Here is an 18,484-nt window from a genome sequence, read left to right as displayed (position 1 = left end):
CCTCAGACCTGCGCCGCGGCGAAACCGGCGCGGATTTCCTCTTCCGGCAGGTTGTCGCCGATAAACACCAGCACGCTCTCGCGCGTCTCATCGCGGCCCCACTCGGTGTCCCAGTCGAAGCCGTACAGGCGCAGCACGCCCTGGAACACCATGCGCCGCGGCTCGCCGGCGACGTGCAGCACGCCCTTGTAGCGCAGCAGCGCATTGCCGTGCTGCTCCAGAAACTGCTCCATAAAGGCGCTGAGCTTGTCGATGTCCAGTGCCTGCTCGCTGCGCAGCACCAGGGTGGCAATGCGGTCGGGGCTGGCTGCCGGCAACAGCGGGCGCAGGCTCAGCGCCGGACCGAAGTCGGCGTTGAGGTTGAAGCCGCGCACGTCGAGCAGCTCGGCCAGGTCGATGCGGCCGTGCTCGACCACGCGGATCGGCGCGCGGCGGTTGATCCGCTGCAGGCGCTGGGTCAGCGCCTCGACCTGCTCGCTGGCGACCAGATCAGTCTTGCTCAGCAGGATGCGGTCGGCGAAACCGACCTGGGCCTGGGCGATGGCTTCCTGCAGGTGGCGACCGGCGTTGGCGGCGTCCACCAGGGTGAGGATGCCGTCCAGCACGTAGCGGCTGCACAGCTCCTCGTCGGCGAAGAAGGTCTGCGCCACCGGCGCCGGGTCGGCCAGGCCGGTGCACTCGATCACCAGGCGGTCGAAGGCCAGCTCGCCGCTGTCGAGCTTGTCGAGCAGCAGGTACAGGGCCTTCTCCAGCTCGATGTGGATCGAGCAGCAGACGCAGCCGTTGGCCAGGGTCAGCAGCTCGACCGGCGCGCTGCCGAGCAGTTGGCCGTCGATCGGCGTCTCGCTGTACTCGTTCTCGATCACCGCCAGCCTGAGGCCGTGCTCGGCCTGCAGCAGGTGCTTGAGCAGGGTGGTCTTGCCGGCGCCGAGAAAGCCGGTCAGCACGGTGACCGGAATGGGGGAATGCGACATGGGCGCTCCTCGAAACGAAACGCGCCACGACGGGGCGTGGCGCGGGAATTCAATGGCGGGACGGGCATCTGGCGTAGGGTGGACAACGCCGCAGGCTTGTCCACCGTTACTCTGTGGCCAATGGTGGACAACGCTACGCGGTTGTCCACCCTACCCCAGGTCAGCAGCAGCGGATCGGGCGTCCCTTGCCGCCGCCATAGCGGGCATCCTGGCGCTCGCGGAAAAACTCCTCGTAGCTCATCACCGGCTGGTCCGGATGCTTGTTCTGCATGTGCTCGAGGTAGGTGTCGTAGTCCGGCATGCCGACCAGCATGCGCGCGGCCTGCCCGAGATACTTGCCCATGCGGCTGAGGTCGTTGAACACGCGGGTACTCCTCTATCAAGCGCCGGGCTCCGCCAAACGGAGCCCGGCACGGCTTGGCATCAGGCGTCCGGCATGCCCTGGAACGGCATTTCCTTGTCCGAGCGCTCGGCCTTGACCCAGGCGACCCGGCCGACCTTCAGCGAATAGAACAGGATGCTGAACACCACCACCAGGAACAGCACGCTGAGGCTGGCGTTGGTGTAGGCATTCATGATCACGTTCTGCATCTGGGCCAGATCCTTAGCCGGGGCCAGCACCTGACCGGCGGCCAGGGCAGTCTCGTACTTGTTGGCCAGGGCGAGGAAACCGACCGCCGGATTGGCGTCGAACAGCTTGATCAGGCTCGCCGCGGTGGTGCAGATCAGCAGCCAGACGGCCGGCAGCAGGGTCACCCAGACGTACTGCTGACGCTTCATCTTGATCAATACCACGCTGCACAACATCAGCGCGATACCGGCCAGCATTTGGTTGGAGATGCCGAACAGCGGCCACAGGGTGTTGATGCCACCCAGCGGATCGATCACGCCCTGGTACAGCAGGTAGCCCCACAGCGCCACGCAGCCGGCGGTGGCGACCACGTTGGCCGTCCAGGAGTCGGTACGCTTGAGCGCCGGGACGAAGTTGCCGAGCAGATCCTGCAGCATGAAGCGCCCGGCACGGGTGCCGGCGTCCACCGCGGTGAGGATGAACAGCGCCTCGAACAGGATGGCGAAGTGGTACCAGAACGCCATGGTGTTCTCGCCCGGCAGCACCTGATGGAGGATCTGCGCGATGCCCACCGCCAGGGTCGGCGCACCGCCGGCGCGGTTGAGGATGCTGCTCTCGCCGATGTCGCGGGCGACGCCTTCCAGCGCCTCCGGGGTGATGGCGAAGCCCCAGCCGCTGACTGCCGCGGCCACGCTGGTGACGTCGGCACCGACCACGGCGGGCGGGCTGTTCATGGCGAAGTACACGCCCGGCTCGATGATCGAGGCGGCGACCATCGCCATGATGGCGACCATCGACTCCATCAGCATGCCGCCGTAACCGATGTAGCGGGCATGGCTCTCGTTGGCCAGCAGCTTGGGCGTGGTGCCCGAGGAGATCAGCGCGTGGAAACCGGATACCGCGCCGCAGGCGATGGTGATGAACAGGAACGGGAACAGCGCGCCCTTCCACACCGGACCGGTGCCGTCGGTGAACTGGGTCAGCGCCGGCATCTTCAGTTCGGGAGCGAGGATCAGGATGCCGATGGCCAGGGCGGCGATGGTGCCGATCTTCAGGAAGGTCGACAGGTAGTCACGCGGCGCGAGGATCAGCCACACCGGCAGCACGGCGGCGACGAAGCCGTAGCCCACCAGCATCCAGGTGATCTGCTCGCCGGTGAAGGTGAACGCCGTGGCCCAGTAGGCATCCTGGGAAATCGCCCCGCCCAGCCAGATCGAGCCCAGCAGCAGGGCCACGCCGATCAGCGAGATCTCGCCGATGCGGCCCGGACGCAGGTAGCGCATGTACACGCCCATGAACATGGCGATCGGGATGGTCGCCATCACCGTGAACATGCCCCACGGGCTGTGCGCCAGCGCCTTGACCACGATCAGCGACAGCACCGCGAGGATGATGATCATGATCAGGAAGCAGCCGAACAGCGCGATGGTGCCGGGGATGCGGCCCATCTCCTCGCGCACCATGTCGCCCAGCGAGCGGGCGTTGCGGCGGGTGGAGATGAACAGGACCATGAAGTCCTGCACCGCACCGGCCAGCACCACGCCGGCGATCAGCCACAGGGTGCCGGGCAGGTAGCCCATCTGCGCGGCGAGCACCGGGCCGACCAAGGGGCCGGCGCCGGCGATGGCGGCGAAGTGGTGACCGAACAGCACGTGCTTGTTGGTCGGCACGAAGTCCAGACCGTCGTTGTTGAGCACCGCCGGGGTGGCGCGGTGGGGATCCAGCTGCATCACCTTGGTGGCGATGAACAGGCTGTAGTAGCGGTAGGCCACCAGGTAGATCGCCACGGCGGCGACCACGATCCACAGCGCGTTGATGGCTTCGCCGCGGCGCAGGGCGACGACGCCCAGGGCGACCGCCCCCAGTACCGCCAGAGCGAACCAGGCAATCCGACTGACCAATTGATTCATCGAGGTTCTCCCGCCACCGACCGGCGAAGGCCTGCGGCGTCATTGTTATTGGGTGTGCACGCCCAACAGGCGCAGCCTTGTTACTATCCTCGCATCGCGCAAGCATCGATATTCGCAGTGCTACCCAGAGCCACTACGTAGAACTACGCAGCTCCGGAAGGAGCCGGTCCTGCAGCTGCGCCGCCCAAATCGAGACTCCCACATGCAACTCAAGCACAAAATCGTCGCCCTCGGCGTCCTGCCGCTGCTGCTGGCCGCGGCAGTCATCTGCGCGCTGGTCATCGTGCAGAACCAACGGCTGGGGGAGCAGCAGGTCCAGCTGATCGAGCATGCGATCCTCTCCAGCAAGCGCGCCGAGCTGAAGAACTACGTGGCCATGGCGATGAGCGTGATCGCCCCGCTGCATGCCGGCGGGCGCGGCGATGCGCAGGCGCAGCAGCAGGCGCTGGCCGCGCTGGCCAAGATCAGCTTCGGCGAAGACGGCTACTTCTTCGTCTACGACGCCCACGGCCGCAACCTGATGCACCCGCGCCAGGCCGAGCTGGTCGGCCGCGATCTGTGGAACATGACCGACGCCCACGGCCTGCCCGCCGTGCAGGCGCTGCTGGCCAGCGCCTCCGCCGGCGACGGCTTCCAGCGCTACGCCTGGCGCAAGCCGTCGAGCGGCCAGGAAACCGACAAGCTGGCCTACGTGGTGATGCTGGAGGGCTGGGGCTGGATGCTCGGCACCGGCCTCTACCTCGAGGATGTCGAGCAGGCGACCCGCCAGGTGCGCCAGGAGGTCGCCGACGGCATCCATGCCACCATGGTCGCCATCGCCAGCGTGGCGCTGATCGCCGTGCTGCTGGTATGCGCCGCCGGCCTGACCCTCAGCGTCAGGGAACACCGGCTGGCCGACAGCAAGCTGCAGGCACTCAACCAGCGCATCCTCAACCTGCAGGAGGAGGAGCGCTCGCGGGTGTCGCGCGAACTGCACGACGGCATCAGCCAGCTGCTGGTGTCGATCAAGTTCCAGTTCGAGCTGGCCGCCCACCAGCTGGCGGCCGGCGCCAGCGGCGGCCTCGACTCCCTGCACCAGGCCACCGAGCGCCTCGGCAGCGCCATCGGCGAAATCCGACGCATCTCCCACGACCTGCGCCCGTCGCTGCTCGACACCCTCGGGCTGCCGGCCGCCATCGGCCAGCTGGCGGCGGAGTTCGAGCAGCGCTGCGCGCTGCGCGTGCGCTATGCCAACCGCCTGGCCGACGACGCCCAGCTGCCCGACGCCACCGCGGTGGCGCTGTTTCGCATCGTTCAGGAGGCACTGACCAACATCGAACGGCATGCGCGCGCCGGCACGGTGCACATCGACCTCGAGGCGGACGGCCACGCCGTGCAGCTGCAGGTCGGCGACGACGGCATCGGCTTCAACCCGCGCAAGATCGAGCAGATGCCCGGCGGCATCGGCCTGCGCAACATCCGCGAGCGGGTCGAACACCTCGGCGGGCGCTTCAGCCTTTCGTCCAGCTCAGGCCACACGGGGATGTGTGTAGTATTGCCGCTGCCGGTCGTCTGAGCCGCCGGTGTTTCCTAGCCGAAGAGCCACCGCATGAACCCCAGCCCTCCCATCCGGATCGCCCTCGTCGACGATCACGCCCTGATCCGCGACGGCATCCGCGCCCTGCTCGGCGTGATGCCGCAGTTCACGGTGGTCGGCGAGGCGGACAGCGCCGCCGCAGCGCTCGAGCTGCTCGCCGTGGTCGCGGTGGACGTGCTGCTGCTCGACATCGGCCTCAAGGACAGCACCGGCCTGGAGCTGACCCGCAGCCTGGCCGAACGGCACCCCGAGGTGCAGGTGCTGATCCTCAGCATGTACGACAACCTCGAGTACGTGCGCAGCTCGATCCGCGCCGGCGCGCGCGGCTACGTGCTGAAGAATGCGCCCTCGCGGGAAATCGTCGCGGCGATCAGCGCGATCGCCGCCGGCGGTACCTTCTACAGCTCGGAGATCGCCCGCAAGCTGGCCGACCACAGCCCGGACTCGCACAACCTGACCCCGCGCGAGGTGCAGATCCTGCAGATGCTCGCCCGCGGCCTGGACAGCAAGGCCATGGCCCGCGAGCTGGAGATCAGCGTGCGTACCGTGGAAACCCACCGCCTGAGCATCCGCCGCAAGCTGAACATCGACGGCACCGCGGCGCTGATGAAGTATGCGCTGAGCATCACCCAGCCCTGAGAGCCAGCCAGCGCAACACAGCGACCGCCCGTAGGGTGCGCCATGCGCACCGGAACCTTGCCAGCGACCTTAGGTGCGCGCGGCGCACCCTACGAGAGCTGGCCGGTCGGCTTCCGGCTCACTCGAACAACGCATCCAGCGCCTGCTCCAGGCGCGTCACCGCCACCACGGCAAGGCCCGGCGGCGCCTCCTTGGGCGCGTTGCCCTTGGGCACGATGGCGCGCTTGAAGCCGTGCTTGGCGGCTTCCTTGAGGCGCTCCTGGCCGCTGGGCACCGGGCGGATCTCGCCGGACAGGCCGATCTCGCCGAACACCAAGAGGTCGTGGGGCAGCGGCTTGTTGCGCAGGCTGGAGATCACCGCGGCGAGCAGCGCCAGGTCCGAGGCAGTCTCCAGCACCTTGACCCCGCCGACCACGTTGAGGAACACGTCCTGGTCGTAGGTGGGGATGCTGCCGTGGCGGTGCAGCACGGCGAGCAGCATGGCCAGGCGGTTGGGATCTAGCCCCAAGGTGACGCGCCGCGGGTTGGCCATGTGGCTGGTGTCGACCAGCGCCTGCACCTCCACCAGCATCGGCCGCGAGCCCTCCCAGGTGGCCATCACCACGCTGCCCGGCACCGATTCGGCGGCGCGGGTGAGGAAGATCGCCGAGGGGTTGCTGACCTCCTTGAGGCCGCGGTCGGTCATGGCGAACACGCCCAGCTCGTTGATCGCGCCGAAGCGGTTCTTCACCGCGCGCAGCAGGCGCAGGCGGCCGTCCGACTCGCCCTCGAAATACAGCACGGTGTCGACCATGTGCTCGAGCACCCGCGGCCCGGCCAGCGCGCCCTCCTTGGTGACGTGGCCGACCAGGAAGATCGCCGTGCCGCTCTGTTTGGCGAAGCGCACCAGCAGCGCCGCGCTCTCGCGCACCTGCGCCACGCCGCCCGGCGCCGACTGCAGCTGCTCGGTGAAGATGGTCTGGATCGAGTCGATCACCATCACCCGCGGCTGCTCGTGGCGCGCGGTGGCGATGATAGTTTCGATGCAGGTCTCGGTCATCACCTTGAGCTTGTCTTCCGGCAGGCCGAGGCGCCGCGCGCGCATGGCCACCTGCTGCTGCGACTCCTCGCCGGTGACGTACAGCGCCGGCATGCGCTGGGCCAGGCTGCACAGGGTCTGCAGCAGGATGGTCGACTTGCCGATGCCCGGATCGCCGCCGATCAGCACCACCGAACCGTCGACCAGGCCGCCGCCGAGCACGCGGTCCAGCTCGCCGGAAGCGGTGGAGAAGCGCGGCGTCTCCTCGACGCTGACCTCGGCCAGGGTCTTGACGTTGGCCTGCTGGCCGGCCCAGCCGCCGCGCCCGCTCGGTGTCGCCGTGCCTTCCAGCACGGTCTCGACCAGGGTGTTCCAGGCGCCGCATTCGCCGCACTGCCCGGCCCACTTGGGGAAGGTGGCGCCGCACTCGGTGCAGCCGTACATGCGTTTGGCCTTGGCCATGGCAGTCTCCGCCCTGAAAAGCGGCGATAATAGCGCCCCGCCCGCGCCCGAGTCCCCCGCCATGCAGATCGAACTAGTCCCCGCCAGTGCCGAGCAGCTGCCGCTGGTGCGCAACCTGTACCAGTTCTATGCCTACGACTCGTCGGACTGGGAAGCCGAGGACGTCGAGATCGACGGACGCTTCTACATCCACGAGCCGCATCTGGCGCGCTACTGGCAGGAGCCGGGCTGGAGCGCCCAGCTGATTCTCGCCGACGGTTTCATCGCCGGCTTCCTGCTGATCGAGCGCTGCGAACTGCCGGGCCTCGACGCCGCGGAGTTCGCCGACCTGTTCATCCTGCGCAAATACCGCCGCCAGGGCATTGGTCGCGCGCTGGTGGCGCAGCTGATGGGCGACGGCACGCCCTGGGTGGTGCGCTTCTACCGCCAGGACGCCTTGGCCTGCGCGTTCTGGCAGGCCCTGCTGGCGCAGCTGCCGCTGCGCGCCCTGCCGATATCCCCGGCTGACGGCGAGGACGAGCTGCTGAGCTACCTGATCAATCCGCCGACCCACTGAGCCGCCCCCATGACGCCGGCGACCGATGAGCTAGGCTCAAGGGACCTCATCCAGCCGGGAGTGATCGTCATGCCCCACGCACGTCATCCACTGCACCGCGAATTCCCCGAGCGCCAGGAACAGTTGCGCGCGCTGTTGGCCAGCGACAGCCATTTCGGCCAGTTGGCCGAACGCTACGAGGCGCTGGACAAGCGCATCTACGCTGCCGAGGATGGCCGCGAGCCGCTTGACGACAGCGCCCTGCAGACCCTGAAGAACCAGCGGGTGACCCTCACCGAGCAGATCGCCGAACGCCTGCGCCAGGCCGCCAACGGCGGCTGAACCGCCCACTGGCGCACATGTCCAACCGCCACGCTCGGACTATACTGGCCGTCACCAACACCTCAGGGAGTGAACCATGAGCCTGCTGCAAGAATTCAAGGCCTTCGCCGTCAAGGGCAACATGATCGACATGGCGGTCGGCATCATCATCGGCGCCGCCTTCGGCAAGATCGTCTCGTCGCTGGTCGGCGACGTGATCATGCCGCCGCTGGGGATGATCATCGGCGGGGTCGACTTCAGCGACCTGGCCGTCACCCTCAAGGCGGCCGAAGGCGAGGCACCGGCGGTGCTGCTGGCCTACGGCAAGTTCATCCAGACCATCATCGACTTCGTCATCATCGCCTTCGCCATCTTCATCGGCATCAAGGCGATCAACAAACTCAAGCGCGAGGAGGAAGCCGCTCCGGCCGCGCCGCCGGCACCGACCAAGGATCAGGAGCTGCTCAGCGAGATTCGCGACCTGCTCAAGATGCAGCAGAACAAGTAGGCCTGCTGCAGAACGCACAACGGCGCCCATCGGGCGCCGTTGTCGTTTCAGGCTCGGCGCAGATCAGGCCGCCTCGACCGGCGGCTTGAGCAACAGGCGACTGACCCGGCGCTCCTTGACCTCGATCACCCGCAGCTGCCAGCCGGCGAACTCCAGCGCATCGCCGATCACCGGCAGGCGGTCGAGCAGGCTCAGGGTCAGCCCGGCGAGGGTCTGGTAGTCGTCGGTGGGCCGCGCCTGGAAGCCCAGGCGCTCGCGCAGCAGGCTGAGGTTGAGCGCGCCGCTGACCTTGTAGCCCTCGGCGCACGGCTCGATGTCCGGCCCCGTCACCTCGCTGGCGTCCGGCAGCTCGCCGGCGATCGCCTCGAGGATGTCGGTCAGGGTCAGCAGGCCCTGGAACTCGCCGAACTCGTTGACCACGAAGGCCACGTGGGCCTGGGCCTCGCGCATCTGCTCCAGGGCATTGAGCACCGAGCAGCTGTCCGGCAGGTTGAGCGGCACACGCAGCAGGCCCTCGATGTCCGGCTGCGCGCCGCGCAGCAGCTCCTTGAACAGCTCCTTCTTGTGCACGTAGCCCAGCGGCTCGTCCACCGCACCGCCGCGCAGCACCAGCAGGCGCGAATGCGCCGACTCGAGCAGGACCCGCTGGATCTGCGCCGGCGCATCGTCGAGGTCGATGTGGTCGACCGCGTGGCGCTCGGTCATCGCCGTGCGGATCGAGCGCTCGGCCAGATGCAGCACGCCGCTGATCATCACCCGCTCGCGGCGGTCGAACAGCTCGGCCTCGCCCGCCTCGCCACCGTCGAGCATGTCGGCGATCTCCTCGCCCACCTCGTCGGCCTGCACCTTGCCACCGAGCAGACGCAGCACCGCGTGGGCGGTGCGCTCGCGGTGGCTGCGCTCGCCCTGCAGGCTGCGCTTGCGGCGATGGCGGGCCAGCTGGTTAAACACCTCGATGAGGATCGAGAAACCGATGGCCGCGTACAGGTAGCCCTTGGGAATGTGGAAGCCGAAGCCCTCGGCGGTCAGGCTGAAGCCGATCATCATCAAAAAACCCAGGCACAGCATGATCACCGTCGGCCGCGCGTTGACGAAGGCGGTCAGCGGCTTGCTGGCCACCATCATCAGGCCGATGGAGATCACCACGGCGACCATCATCACCGACAGCTGCTCGACCATGCCCACCGCGGTGATCACCGCATCCAGGGAGAACACCGCATCGAGCACCACGATCTGCGCCACCACCGGCCAGAACTGCGCGTAGGCCTTGCTGCCAGCGCCCTGCTGGACGTGGCCCTCGAGACGTTCGTGCAGCTCCATGGTGGCCTTGAACAGCAGGAACACGCCACCGAACAGCATGATCAGGTCACGCCCGGAGAAGCTCTGGCCGAGCACCTCGAACAGCGGGCTGGTCAGGGTCACCAGCCAGGCCATGCTGGCCAGCAGGCCCAGGCGCATCAGCAGCGCCAGCGCCAGGCCAATCAGCCGCGCGCGGTCGCGCTGCTGCGGCGGCAGCTTGTCGGCGAGGATGGCGATGAACACCAGGTTGTCGATGCCCAGCACGATTTCCAGGACGATCAGGGTGAGCAGGCCCATCCAGGCCGTAGGATCGGCGATCCATTCCATAACAGTCAGACTCTCTCAGCAGACGAACGAACGCGCAGCGGCACGCCAACGGCCAGATGGCCGGCGTGCCGGAGGCAAACGGAAAACGGGAAAGCGGCCACGCGCAAGGCGCGCCACACCGCAGGCAAGGCAGGGAGGGGGGCCGCACGCGAGGCAAAGACCGCGGGCGGCTGACAACTATCGCTGTCCATCGACAACCATCTACAGGGAACAAGCCAGGGATCATAAGGCCTGGCGCGTGTCGGTTTGGCGAAAAAGCGTAACCAGTTTTTTAACGGCGCAGCGCATTACCAGTAGTTCTCCTGCGCCAGCTGCCCCGGCCGACGACTCAGGCTGAGCTGCAAGCCGCGCAGCTTGAGGCGCTCGTGCAGCTCCTCGACCATCGCCGGGTTGCCGCACAGCATCAGCCGCGAGTGCTCGGCAGTGATGGCGATTCCCGCCGCACGCTCCAGCTCGCCGCTGTCGAGCAGCGCGGTCAGCCGTTCCTGCAGGCAGCCGGGCACACGCTCGCGGGTCACCACCGGCAGGTAGACCAGCTTGTCCGCCACCCCCTCCAGCCAGTCGCGCCGCGGCAGGTCGGCGATCAGCGGCTGATAGGCCAGCTCGGCGGCGCTGCGCACGCTGTAGGCCAGCACTATGCACTGGAAACGCTGCCATACCGCAGGGTCCTGGAGGATCGACAGAAAGGGCGCGACGCCGGTGCCACTGGCCAACAGCCAGAGGTCGCGGCCGCCAGCAAAGCGATCGAGGGTGAGGAAACCGTAGGGCTGGCGCTCCACCAGCAGCTCGTCGCCCACCGCCAGCTGGCTGAGTTCGCCGGTGAACTCGCCGTCCGGCACCTCGATGGAGAAGAACTCGAGGAACTCGTCGTGGGGTGCCGAGACCATCGAATAGGCCCGCCAGACGATGCAACCGCTGGCCTTGCGCACGCCGAGGCGGGCGAACTGGCCGGCGGCGAAGCGAAACCCCGGATCGCGCGTACAGCGCAGGCTGAACAGGCTCGGCGACCAGCGCCAGACGTCGAGCAGGCGCTGGCGGGTGAACTTCTCGGCGCTGGCGGTCATACTTGCCCTCCTCGCCTGCCGCCGGCGCATGCCGCGGCAGGGCCTCCTTCATATAGCGCAAATCGCCCGCCCATGCCCCAGTTCGTCACCCCCTTCGCCAGCCTCGACCTGCTGCGCCAGCCCGAGCAGCGCCACGACCCGCTGCAGGCCTTCGATGCCGCCGACGAATACCTGCTCGAGCACCTGCATGCGCAGGGCCTCGCCGCAGGCAGCCGCGTGCTGCTGCTCAACGACGGCTTCGGCGCCCTGGCCTGCGCCCTGGCCGCCCATGCCGCGGTGGTCAGCAGCGGCGACTCGTTCCTCGGCGCCCTGGCGCTGCACAAGAACCTGGCGCGCAACGCGCTGGCGGCGGACGCCGTGCAGTTCGTGCCGGCCAACGCGCGCGCCGCGGGGCCGTTCGACGTGGTGCTGATCCGCGTGCCGAAGACCCTGGCGCTGCTCGAGGAACAGCTGATCCGCCTGCACGGCCAGCTGGCTCCCGGCGCGCGGGTGATCGCCGCCGGCATGGTCAAGCACCTGCCGCGCGCCGCCGGCGAGCTGCTCGAGCAGTACATCGGCCCGGTGCAGGCCTCGCTGGCGGTGAAGAAGGCCCGCCTGCTCAGCGCCAGCCCCGAGGCCAAGCCGGCGCCGCAGTCGCCCTATCCGACCCGCTACCGGCTGGACAGCCCGCCGCTGCAACTGGTCAACCACGCCAACGTGTTCTGCCGCGAAGGCCTGGACATCGGCACCCGCGCCTTCCTGCCGCTGCTGCCCACCGGCCTCGGCCAAGCGCGGGTGGCCGATCTCGGCTGCGGCAACGGCGTGCTGGCCATCGTCAGCGCGCTGGCCAACCCCGAGGCCGAGTATCTGCTGCTCGACGAGTCGTTCATGGCCATCCAGTCGGCCGAGGAGAACTGGCGCGCTGCGCTGGGCGAGCGCCCGGTGGAGCTGCGCGCCGCCGACGGCCTGGCCGGGCAGCCGGCCGACTCGCTGGACGTGGTGCTGTGCAACCCGCCGTTCCACCAGCAGCAGGTGGTCGGCGACTTCCTCGCCTGGCGCATGTTCCAGCAGGCGCATGCCGCGCTGGTGCGCGGCGGCGAACTGTGGATCGTCGGCAACCGCCACCTCGGCTACCACGCCAAGCTCAAGCGCCTGTTCCGCGAGGTGACGCAGGTCGGCGCCACGCCCAAGTTCGTCGTCCTGCGGGCGCGCAAGGGCTGAGCCAGCATGCGCAGGGGGGGATGGCCACCCCGTGGAGAACTCACACCGCGATTTTCCACCGCCAGCCTCGAGGGTGGAAAAGACCTGCGGTCGTTTTCCACCCTACGAATGATTCAAGTGCCGCTGGTATGATGCGCGCCTGCTTTTCCGGGCGCCCGCCCGGCTATTCCGACTGATGGCGACCGCGTTCGCCCTGCACTCCGACGAGCGACCGATGCCCCACGATCCGACCCAGTACGCCGCCCAGCTTGCCGAGAAGAAGGCCCGCCTAGAGACCCTGCTGGCGCCGTTCGACGCCCCCGAGCCGGAAGTGTTCGACTCGCCGGCCGAGCACTACCGCCTGCGCGCCGAATTCCGCCTGTGGCGCGAGGGCGAGGATCGCCACTACGCCATGTTCGCCGCCGGCGACAAGCACACGCCGATCCTGCTGGAAGACTTCCCGATCGCCAGTGCGCGCATCAACGCCCTGATGCCGCGCCTCAAGGCCGCCTGGGCCGACCCGGTGATCGGCTTCAAGCTATTCCAGGTCGAGTTCCTCACCACCCTGGCCGGCGATGCGCTGATCACCCTGTGCTACCACCGTCCGCTGGACGACGCCTGGCAGGTCGCCGCCGAGCGCGTCGCCGCCGAACTGGGCGTCAGCCTGATCGGCCGCTCGCGCGGCCAGCGCCGGGTCATCGGCAAGGACTACGTGGAAGAGGAACTGCTGGTCGCCGGGCGCACCTTCCGCTACCGCCAGCCGGAAGGCGCCTTCACCCAGCCCAACGGCATCGTCTGCCAGAAGATGCTCAACTGGGCCCATGAGGTGCTCGGCGAACGCGACGACGACCTGCTCGAGCTGTACTGCGGCAACGGCAACTTCACCCTGCCGCTGTCCACCCGCGTGCGCCGCGTGCTGGCCACCGAGATCAGCAAGAGCTCGGTGAACGCCGCGCTGGCCAACCTGGCCGACAACGGCATCGACACCATCGAGCTGGTGCGCCTGTCCGCCGAGGAGCTGACCCAGGCGCTCAACGAGGTGCGCCCGTTCCGCCGCCTGGCCGGTATCGACCTGAAGAGCTACGACTTCGGCAGCGTGTTCGTCGACCCGCCGCGCGCCGGCATGGACCCGGACACCTGCGAGCTGACCCGCCGCTTCGAGCGCATCCTGTACATCTCCTGCAATCCGGAAACCCTGGCCGCCAACCTCGCCCAGCTCCACGACACCCACCGGATCGTGCGCTGCGCGCTGTTCGACCAGTTCCCCTGGACCCACCACATGGAAAGCGGTGTGCTGCTGCAGCGGCGCTGACCTGCCAGCGGATTGTCAGGCTGGCGCTGCTATGCTCGGCGGTCTGCGCCAAGGAGTCCCGCCGATGACCGAAACCACCACCGCCAGCGCGCCGCCAGCGTCGATCCAGCCGGCGCCGCTCGGCCTGCTCACCGCCCTGCTGTTCTGGCTGAAGCTCGGTTTCATCAGCTTCGGCGGGCCGGCCGGGCAGATCGCCATGATGCACCAGGAGCTGGTCGAGCGGCGCCGCTGGATCTCCGAGAAGCGCTTCCTGCATGCGCTGAACTTCTGCATGCTGCTGCCCGGCCCCGAGGCCCAGCAGCTGGCCACCTACCTCGGCTGGCTGCTGCACCGTAGCCGCGGCGGGGTGATCGCCGGGGTGCTGTTCGTGCTGCCGTCGCTGTTCATCCTGATCGGCCTGTCGTGGATCTACCTCGCCTTCGGCGACGTGCCGCTGGTAGCCGGGCTGTTCTACGGCATCAAACCGGCGGTGACCGCCATCGTCGTGCACGCGGCGCAGCGCATCGGCGCGCGGACGCTGAAGAACCACTGGCTGTGGGGCATCGCCGCGGCCGCCTTCGTGGCGATCTTCGCCCTCGACGTGCCCTTCCCGCTGATCGTGCTGGGCGCGGCGCTGCTCGGCTACTGCGGCGGACGCCTGGCGCCGGAGAAGTTCCAGACCGGCGGCGGCCATGCCGCAACGCATCACGCCGGCGGCCCGGCGCTGATCGACGACCACACCCCGACGCCCGAGCACGCGCGCTTTCGCTGGTCGCGCCTGCTGCAGATCGCCGCGGTCGGAGCCCTGCTCTGGCTGCTGCCGATGGGCCTGCTCACCGCGCTGTACGGCTGGGACGGCCCGCTGACGCAGATGGGCTGGTTCTTCACCAAGGCCGCGCTGCTCACCTTCGGCGGCGCCTACGCGGTGCTGCCCTACGTCTACCAGGGCGCGGTGAGCCACTACGGCTGGCTGACGCCGACGCAGATGATCGACGGCCTGGCGCTGGGCGAAACCACGCCGGGACCGCTGATCATGGTGGTGGCCTTCGTCGGCTTCGTCGGCGGCTACGTGCAGCAGCTGTTCGGGGCGGAGCAGGCCTTCCTCGCTGGCGCGCTGGCCGCCTGCCTGGTCACCTGGTTCACCTTCTTGCCGTCGTTCCTGTTCATCCTCGCCGGCGGGCCGCTGGTGGAGTCGACCCACGGCGAGCTGAAGTTCACCGCGCCGCTGACCGGCATCACCGCCGCGGTGGTCGGGGTGATCCTCAACCTGGCGCTGTTCTTCGCCTACCACGTGCTGTGGCCGCAGGGCTTCGGCGGCCGCTTCGACTGGCCCTCGGCGCTGATCGCCCTGGCCGCCGCGCTCGCCCTGCTGCGCTTCAAGCGCGGGGTGATCGAGGTGCTGAGCGGCTGCGCACTGCTCGGCCTGCTGGCGCATCTGGCGCTGCGCTGATGGCGACGGCCCAGGGCAACCACTGGGCGGCCGCGACGGCGCGGGAGCGATTCAGGGCGGGATTGGCCCGGGCGGGCGAGTAGACTAGCCGCGATTCCAACAGAGGCCGCCCGATGAGTTGCACCAGCCGCAAGATCGACCATTTGCGCCGGCAGATCCCGGGCTTCGCCTGCGAGCCCGGCTGTCACGACTGCTGCGGGCCGGTCACCGCATCGTCCGAGGAAATGTCGCGCCTGCCGGTGAAAAGCGCCGCCGCGCACGACGCCGCGCTGGCCGAATGGAACTGCGTCCATCTCGGCCCTCAGGGCTGCGAGGTGTACGCCCAGCGCCCGCTGATCTGTCGCCTGTTCGGCACCACCGTGAGCCTGCCCTGCCCCCGCGGCCGCGGACCGCAAGCGCCGACGCCTCCCCAGGTCGAGCAGCAGGTGCATGAGCTGATTGCGACCACCCGTCAGGTGCTGGTCTAGCGCCACAGCCGGACCGGCGACCAACCCCCGAAGCAACGAGAGAGATCGATGAACAACGAACTGCAGGTAGTGGACATTCAACTGGGCGACGGCAAGGAGGCCGTCAAGGGCGCGCTGATCACCACCCAGTACGACGGCTTCCTGGAGGACGGCACCAAGTTCGACTCCTCCTGGGAGCGCGGCAAGCCGTTCCAGTGCGTCATCGGCACCGGCCGGGTGATCAAGGGCTGGGATCAGGGCCTGATGGGCATGAAGGTCGGCGGCAAGCGCAAGCTGTTCGTACCGGCGCACCTCGCCTATGGCGAACGCCAGATCGGCGCCCACATCAAGCCGCACTCGAACCTGATCTTCGAGATCGAGCTGCTGGAAGTGCTGACCCGCGACGATTGATGGCTTACAAGCGTCGCCCCTGGATGATGCGGACCAGGATCACCACAATCGCCACCACCAGCAGGATGTGAATGAAGCCACCCATGGTGTAGGTCGACACCAGTCCCAGCACCCACAGCACGAGCAGGACAATCGCGATCGTCATCAGCATGTCGGTATCTCCGGTGAAGGTCTGGCCGCATTGGGCCAGACCGGACGCGGCCAGCGCCGCGGACCCGGCATCCGTGCCTGCGCCCCGGGCCGGGGCCGTGCGAAATGGCGCGGCCCCGCAGCGCGCACCCGCCAGTCAGCCGAGTTGATCGATCATGACCGCGTTGGAATAGATCAGGCTGCCATCGCGCGCCAGATGCCCCACCAGATGGAACTGGCCGCGCTGGTCGTCACTCAAGTAGACGCGGAACTGGCAGTCGGACAAGGCGCCGCAGGCGTCCGGAATCTTCAAGTCCAGGGTCGCCATGTCGACATCGACCATGACTTCGGCTGCATGGGTCTTTTGCAGCTGCTCTTCGGCCTGCTCGAGACGCAGATGCACCGGCTCACTGACGTAGAACTCCATGAAACCCACCGGGGTGGACTGTTCCTCGGCGCCTTTCTTGTACCAGCCTTCGATGCTCAAGTTATTCATGGCACAACCTCCTGAAGGGGACGGCTGAACACTCTGGCTCGGAGCCAGCTCAATATCAGACAACGCACCACCGACTTTGCTCCACAAGAGCCGTCTGCACCGCCTTCGGCAGTGACGGCCCCCCAGTAGCCGCCGCTCCGGGTGGTGCGGTCCTGATACGCGAACAATGACAGCCATCCCACGCGGCATCGGTGCGCTGGGCCACTTATGCCGCGCCACCCGGCCATGCCGGTCCGGCGATGTCGCCGCGGCGCCACTCAGTACTCGACCACCACCTGCGCGCTGGTCGGCTGCGCCTGGCAGGCCAGCGTCCAGCCCTCGGCCAGCTCGCGCTCGCCGAGCACCTGGTTGCCCGGCTGCGCCACGCTGCCCGCGGTGACCCGGCAACGGCAGGCGGCGCACACGCCGCTGCGGCAGCTGCTCGGCGTGGCCAGGCCGGCGCGCTCCATGCCGTCGAGCAGCACCTCGCCGGCCTTGACCTCGAGGCGGTGGCGACGGCCGCCGATGCGCACCTCCAGCTGGCTGGCGATGCCCGGCGCCTCGCCGCGTGCCGGAGCGGCGGCGAAGCGCTCGCTGTGCAGGCGCGCCGGCGGCACGCCGAGCCACTGCAGGGCGGCCTCGGCCATGTCCATGAACGGCGCAGGGCCGCAGATGAAGCAGTCGGCGCGGCTCCAGGCAGCGAGCTGCTCGCTCAGGCCGGCGACATCCAGGCGGCCATCCTGGTCATCCCGCCACTGCAGCAGGCTGAAACGCTGCGGCCAGGCACTGGCCAGCGCCTCCAGCTCGCGGCGGAAGATCGTCGCCTCGCGGTCGCGGTTGGCATAGAACAGGCAGACCCGGCCGCTGCCCTGGCTCAGCGCCGCCTGCAGAATGGCGAACAGCGGGGTGATGCCGCTGCCGGCGCCGACCAGCAGCAGGTCGGCGTCCAGCGAGGCGGGGGTGAAGCGGCCGGCCGGCGGCAGCACCTCCAGGCTCACCCCCGGCTCGAGGTGGTCCAGCAGCCAGTTCGACGCCCGCCCGCCGGCCACCCGCTTGACCGTGACGCGCAGCCGCGCGCCGCTCTCGGCCGGTGCCGACAGCGAGTAGCTGCGCCACAGCGGCGGCTCCTGGCAGGGCACGCGCAGGTTGAGGAACTGCCCAGGCCGCGCGGCGAACTGCGCGCGCAGCGGCTCGGGCACGCTGAACTCGATGCTGGCGGCGTCGGCGGTTTCCGCGTGCACCGCCGTGACGGTCAGCGGCTGCGCCAGCGCCGGCGTGCCGGCAGACGGCGCTGCCTGTGCGGGTGCCGCTGCCGGCGTGCCGCGCAGCATGCGCCAGGCCAGACGGCGGCGGAATGCCAGCAACCACAGCACGTGCAGGCCGATCAGCCACAGCGACAGGTTGGCGAAGAACTCGTGCACCTCCTCCTGGTCGATCCAGGCGCTGAAGTCGAACGGCGTCGCGCTGCCCAGCAGGTTGGCCGGGGTCGCCGGGTAGAACGGCTGCAACGCCGCGCCCAGCACCTCGCCGTTGTCCACCATGCCCAGGCCGAGCAGGCCGGCGACGATGATGCTGGCCAGCATCGCCAGAGTCAGCAGCTTGCCGCCCAGCGCCACGCGGTCGCCCTGCCACTGCGCGCGGGAAGGCAGCAGGTCGGCAAAGCCGCGCACGCGCAGCAGGCCGAGCAGCGGCCGCACCAGCAGCACGGCCAGCAGGCCGTAGCCCAGCCAGACGTGCAGCAGCTCGCCATCGTCGCCGCTCAGGTAGGCCGCGCCGAACAGGCCGGCCAGCAGCCAGTGGAACACCCGCAATCGATTGAACGCCGCCATGGCGGATTCCTCGTTCAGTGAACTATGCCGGGCAGCCTGACAGGCCCAGCTGAAGCCAGGCTGAAAATAC

General features: G+C 68.6%; 19 protein-coding genes. 10 read left to right on the top strand and 9 right to left on the bottom strand.

What is annotated here, in order from left to right:
* Positions 1-2 precede the first annotated feature (2 nt).
* From yjiA to KRX52_RS19100, 3 genes are all read right to left on the bottom strand, one after another.
* Positions 3-974: a GTPase gene (gene yjiA, locus KRX52_RS19110; protein ID WP_217683311.1), complete on the bottom strand. Its 972-nt coding sequence runs from the start codon at positions 972-974 to the stop codon at positions 3-5.
* 160 nt (positions 975-1,134) lie between these two features.
* A complete protein-coding gene (locus tag KRX52_RS19105; protein WP_217683310.1) occupies positions 1,135-1,338 on the bottom strand; it encodes a YbdD/YjiX family protein in 204 nt (67 codons plus the stop codon).
* Between the two features lie 59 nt (positions 1,339-1,397).
* Positions 1,398-3,455, bottom strand: coding sequence for a carbon starvation CstA family protein (locus tag KRX52_RS19100; RefSeq protein ID WP_217683309.1), 2,058 nt, complete (start codon positions 3,453-3,455; stop codon positions 1,398-1,400).
* Positions 3,456-3,657: 202 nt separating this feature from the next.
* Between KRX52_RS19100 and KRX52_RS19095 the strand changes: the two genes are divergently transcribed.
* Together KRX52_RS19095 and KRX52_RS19090 are read left to right on the top strand one after the other, a co-directional pair.
* Positions 3,658-5,010, top strand: coding sequence for a cache domain-containing protein (locus tag KRX52_RS19095; RefSeq protein ID WP_217683308.1), 1,353 nt, complete (start codon positions 3,658-3,660; stop codon positions 5,008-5,010).
* A 33-nt stretch (positions 5,011-5,043) separates the two neighbouring features.
* The gene (locus KRX52_RS19090) at positions 5,044-5,670 is read left to right on the top strand and encodes a response regulator (RefSeq protein WP_217683307.1); all 627 of its coding nucleotides are present in this window, start codon (positions 5,044-5,046) and stop codon (positions 5,668-5,670) included.
* A 118-nt stretch (positions 5,671-5,788) separates the two neighbouring features.
* Here KRX52_RS19090 and radA read toward each other — a convergent pair whose 3' ends face one another.
* A complete protein-coding gene (gene radA / locus KRX52_RS19085) occupies positions 5,789-7,150 on the bottom strand; it encodes a DNA repair protein RadA (RefSeq protein ID WP_217683306.1) in 1,362 nt (453 codons plus the stop codon).
* Positions 7,151-7,211: 61 nt separating this feature from the next.
* Here radA and KRX52_RS19080 point away from each other — a divergent pair, with 61 nt between their 5' ends.
* The 3 genes from KRX52_RS19080 (at position 7,212) to mscL (ending at position 8,514) form a co-directional block, all read left to right on the top strand.
* Complete coding sequence (locus tag KRX52_RS19080) at positions 7,212-7,706, top strand: GNAT family N-acetyltransferase (RefSeq protein ID WP_217683305.1); 495 nt, start codon at positions 7,212-7,214, stop codon at positions 7,704-7,706.
* 69 nt (positions 7,707-7,775) lie between these two features.
* Positions 7,776-8,027, top strand: a complete 252-nt coding sequence (locus tag KRX52_RS19075) for an HP1242/YdcH family protein (protein ID WP_217683304.1) — start codon at positions 7,776-7,778, stop codon at positions 8,025-8,027.
* Positions 8,028-8,103: 76 nt separating this feature from the next.
* Entirely contained in the window at positions 8,104-8,514 is a 411-nt protein-coding gene (gene mscL / locus KRX52_RS19070; RefSeq protein ID WP_217683303.1) for a large-conductance mechanosensitive channel protein MscL, read from the top strand.
* A 63-nt stretch (positions 8,515-8,577) separates the two neighbouring features.
* On the opposite strand, the gene KRX52_RS19065 is transcribed toward mscL, so the two are convergent.
* Both KRX52_RS19065 and KRX52_RS19060 read right to left on the bottom strand, forming a co-directional pair.
* Positions 8,578-10,140 carry a TerC family protein gene (locus tag KRX52_RS19065; RefSeq protein WP_217683302.1) on the bottom strand — a complete coding sequence of 521 codons (1,563 nt, stop codon included), beginning with the start codon at positions 10,138-10,140 and terminating at the stop codon, positions 8,578-8,580.
* A gap of 287 nt (positions 10,141-10,427) precedes the next feature.
* The gene (locus KRX52_RS19060) at positions 10,428-11,204 is read right to left on the bottom strand and encodes a ferredoxin--NADP reductase (protein ID WP_217683301.1); all 777 of its coding nucleotides are present in this window, start codon (positions 11,202-11,204) and stop codon (positions 10,428-10,430) included.
* A 72-nt stretch (positions 11,205-11,276) separates the two neighbouring features.
* On the opposite strand from KRX52_RS19060, the gene KRX52_RS19055 reads away from it, so the two are divergent.
* The 5 genes from KRX52_RS19055 to KRX52_RS19035 all read left to right on the top strand — a co-directional run bounded on the left by KRX52_RS19055 (position 11,277) and on the right by KRX52_RS19035 (position 15,981).
* Positions 11,277-12,404 (top strand): methyltransferase, encoded by a 1,128-nt coding sequence (locus KRX52_RS19055; RefSeq protein WP_217683300.1) that lies wholly within the window; start codon positions 11,277-11,279, stop codon positions 12,402-12,404.
* A gap of 214 nt (positions 12,405-12,618) precedes the next feature.
* Positions 12,619-13,695, top strand: a complete 1,077-nt coding sequence (gene trmA, locus KRX52_RS19050) for a tRNA (uridine(54)-C5)-methyltransferase TrmA (RefSeq protein ID WP_217683299.1) — start codon at positions 12,619-12,621, stop codon at positions 13,693-13,695.
* Positions 13,696-13,759: 64 nt separating this feature from the next.
* Entirely contained in the window at positions 13,760-15,124 is a 1,365-nt protein-coding gene (chrA, locus tag KRX52_RS19045; protein WP_217683298.1) for a chromate efflux transporter, read from the top strand.
* Positions 15,125-15,237: 113 nt separating this feature from the next.
* Positions 15,238-15,591, top strand: a complete 354-nt coding sequence (locus KRX52_RS19040) for a YkgJ family cysteine cluster protein (RefSeq protein ID WP_217683297.1) — start codon at positions 15,238-15,240, stop codon at positions 15,589-15,591.
* A gap of 48 nt (positions 15,592-15,639) precedes the next feature.
* The gene (locus KRX52_RS19035; protein WP_217683296.1) at positions 15,640-15,981 is read left to right on the top strand and encodes an FKBP-type peptidyl-prolyl cis-trans isomerase; all 342 of its coding nucleotides are present in this window, start codon (positions 15,640-15,642) and stop codon (positions 15,979-15,981) included.
* 4 nt (positions 15,982-15,985) lie between these two features.
* Here KRX52_RS19035 and KRX52_RS19030 read toward each other — a convergent pair whose 3' ends face one another.
* From KRX52_RS19030 to KRX52_RS19020, 3 genes are all read right to left on the bottom strand, one after another.
* Positions 15,986-16,132 (bottom strand): lmo0937 family membrane protein, encoded by a 147-nt coding sequence (locus KRX52_RS19030; protein WP_217683295.1) that lies wholly within the window; start codon positions 16,130-16,132, stop codon positions 15,986-15,988.
* Between the two features lie 135 nt (positions 16,133-16,267).
* Complete coding sequence (locus tag KRX52_RS19025) at positions 16,268-16,606, bottom strand: hypothetical protein (RefSeq protein WP_217683294.1); 339 nt, start codon at positions 16,604-16,606, stop codon at positions 16,268-16,270.
* A 257-nt stretch (positions 16,607-16,863) separates the two neighbouring features.
* Complete coding sequence (locus tag KRX52_RS19020) at positions 16,864-18,414, bottom strand: 2Fe-2S iron-sulfur cluster-binding protein (RefSeq protein WP_217683293.1); 1,551 nt, start codon at positions 18,412-18,414, stop codon at positions 16,864-16,866.
* Between the last annotated feature and the right edge of the window lie 70 nt (positions 18,415-18,484).

Origin of the sequence: Geopseudomonas aromaticivorans (genome assembly GCF_019097855.1) — a bacterium.
In the GTDB taxonomy this organism is placed as follows: Bacteria; Pseudomonadota; Gammaproteobacteria; order Pseudomonadales; family Pseudomonadaceae; genus Geopseudomonas; species Geopseudomonas aromaticivorans.
The sequence above is the reverse complement of the archived record's forward strand: the minus strand, read 5'-3'. Positions and strand labels throughout refer to the sequence as shown.

Excerpts from the sequence above, each read along its gene's own strand:
- radA (WP_217683306.1), bottom strand. The coding sequence starts at position 7,150 with ATGGCCAAGGCCAAACGCATGTACGGCTGCACCGAGTGCGGCGCCACC.
- KRX52_RS19055 (WP_217683300.1), top strand. The coding sequence starts at position 11,277 with ATGCCCCAGTTCGTCACCCCCTTCGCCAGCCTCGACCTGCTGCGCCAG.
- KRX52_RS19030 (WP_217683295.1), bottom strand. The coding sequence starts at position 16,132 with ATGCTGATGACGATCGCGATTGTCCTGCTCGTGCTGTGGGTGCTGGGA.
- KRX52_RS19075 (WP_217683304.1), top strand. The coding sequence starts at position 7,776 with ATGCCCCACGCACGTCATCCACTGCACCGCGAATTCCCCGAGCGCCAG.
- KRX52_RS19035 (WP_217683296.1), top strand. The coding sequence starts at position 15,640 with ATGAACAACGAACTGCAGGTAGTGGACATTCAACTGGGCGACGGCAAG.
- mscL (WP_217683303.1), top strand. The coding sequence starts at position 8,104 with ATGAGCCTGCTGCAAGAATTCAAGGCCTTCGCCGTCAAGGGCAACATG.
- KRX52_RS19090 (WP_217683307.1), top strand. The coding sequence starts at position 5,044 with ATGAACCCCAGCCCTCCCATCCGGATCGCCCTCGTCGACGATCACGCC.
- KRX52_RS19040 (WP_217683297.1), top strand. The coding sequence starts at position 15,238 with ATGAGTTGCACCAGCCGCAAGATCGACCATTTGCGCCGGCAGATCCCG.
- KRX52_RS19020 (WP_217683293.1), bottom strand. The coding sequence starts at position 18,414 with ATGGCGGCGTTCAATCGATTGCGGGTGTTCCACTGGCTGCTGGCCGGC.
- trmA (WP_217683299.1), top strand. The coding sequence starts at position 12,619 with ATGCCCCACGATCCGACCCAGTACGCCGCCCAGCTTGCCGAGAAGAAG.
- KRX52_RS19060 (WP_217683301.1), bottom strand. The coding sequence starts at position 11,204 with ATGACCGCCAGCGCCGAGAAGTTCACCCGCCAGCGCCTGCTCGACGTC.
- KRX52_RS19065 (WP_217683302.1), bottom strand. The coding sequence starts at position 10,140 with ATGGAATGGATCGCCGATCCTACGGCCTGGATGGGCCTGCTCACCCTG.
- KRX52_RS19025 (WP_217683294.1), bottom strand. The coding sequence starts at position 16,606 with ATGAATAACTTGAGCATCGAAGGCTGGTACAAGAAAGGCGCCGAGGAA.
- KRX52_RS19095 (WP_217683308.1), top strand. The coding sequence starts at position 3,658 with ATGCAACTCAAGCACAAAATCGTCGCCCTCGGCGTCCTGCCGCTGCTG.
- chrA (WP_217683298.1), top strand. The coding sequence starts at position 13,760 with ATGACCGAAACCACCACCGCCAGCGCGCCGCCAGCGTCGATCCAGCCG.
- KRX52_RS19100 (WP_217683309.1), bottom strand. The coding sequence starts at position 3,455 with ATGAATCAATTGGTCAGTCGGATTGCCTGGTTCGCTCTGGCGGTACTG.
- yjiA (WP_217683311.1), bottom strand. The coding sequence starts at position 974 with ATGTCGCATTCCCCCATTCCGGTCACCGTGCTGACCGGCTTTCTCGGC.
- KRX52_RS19080 (WP_217683305.1), top strand. The coding sequence starts at position 7,212 with ATGCAGATCGAACTAGTCCCCGCCAGTGCCGAGCAGCTGCCGCTGGTG.